The following is a 592-nucleotide window of genomic DNA, read 5'->3' on the forward strand; positions in this document are numbered from 1 at the left end:
GCCCACGAAGAGGGTGATGCGCGCGCCGTAGAGCATGGCGGAGAACACGTCGCGCCCGTACTTGTCGGTGCCCATGAGGTGGGCGAGGCTCGATCCCTGCAGGCGGTCCGCGGGCATCGCCTGCGTGGGGTCGTAGGGCGTCCAGAAGAACGACACGATGGCGGCCAGGGCGACGAGGCCGATGAGGATCAGCCCGATGAGCAGCGTGGCCGACAGCCGGCGCTTGCCCGGCTTCGACACGACACTCGTGGTGGCGTTGCCCGGGGCGCTGATCGCGCTGGTGCGCGGCGCCTGTGACGGCGGCGTGGGAACCTGTTGCGTGCTCATGGCTAGGCGCTCCTTCGCAGACGCGGATCGATGAGCGTGTAGAGCACATCGACGACGAGGTTGAGGATCAGGGTGATGGCGACGAGCACCATCACAACGGACTGCACGGTGAGCATGTCGCGGTTGCCGACGGCGTCGAGTAGCATCGAGCCGAGGCCCGGGATCACGAATACGCGCTCGATGACCACGGCGCCGATGATGAGCGCGGCGATCTGCACGCCCGTCACCGTGATGACCGGGATCGCGGCGTTGCGGAGGCCGTGCT

At 67.9% G+C, this 592-nt stretch carries 1 protein-coding gene and 1 pseudogene; both read right to left on the reverse strand.

What is annotated here, in order from left to right:
• Positions 1–327, reverse strand: a pseudogene (locus tag NS354_RS12580) (ABC transporter permease); the annotation flags it as partial.
• A gap of 2 nt (positions 328–329) precedes the next feature.
• The coding region (locus NS354_RS12585) for an ABC transporter permease (RefSeq protein WP_153002224.1) at positions 330–592 on the reverse strand (263 nt) is incomplete at its 5' end.

Source organism: Leucobacter chromiiresistens (assembly GCF_001477055.1).
GTDB classification, from domain to species: domain Bacteria; phylum Actinomycetota; class Actinomycetes; order Actinomycetales; family Microbacteriaceae; genus Leucobacter; species Leucobacter chromiiresistens_A.